This window comes from Idiomarina sp. UBA4206 (genome assembly GCF_002383015.1).
GTDB lineage: Bacteria > Pseudomonadota > Gammaproteobacteria > Enterobacterales > Alteromonadaceae > Idiomarina > Idiomarina abyssalis.
In genome coordinates, this window is the sequence record NZ_DFTS01000032.1 from 7,000 (window position 1) to 7,344 (window position 345).

The 345-nt window shown below is 48.1% G+C and carries 1 protein-coding gene; it reads right to left on the reverse strand.

Going from position 1 to position 345, the window contains the following annotated elements:
- Positions 1–345: permease (locus B3180_RS06905; protein ID WP_286843712.1), on the reverse strand; the 345-nt coding region annotated here is incomplete at both ends.

Genomic DNA, 345 nt, shown 5'->3' on the forward strand with positions numbered 1-345 from the left:
GGCAAAGGCTACGCCCTCACCGAACAAGACGGCAGCCAATGGAATATTACCCATAGAGCCAATAAAGGTGAAAAATGCGGCTACCGGGCCCACTACCGCTTGTTGCAGTAACGACCAAAAACCCGGGTCACCCTCAGTACCTACGCCAATAAACAGCCATTCAAAAAACGCGCTCGGCACAAAAGCGGAAATAACACCAGCAACGGTAAAACCAATAAGCACGTCTTTCCAGACCATCTGCCATTCCATAACGTACTTTTGACCAACTTTTTTCCAGGTATCTGAGCTAAAGAGATCAGACAACGTGCTCTCATGTTGATGCTCGTCGTCTTCTTCGTCTTCTTC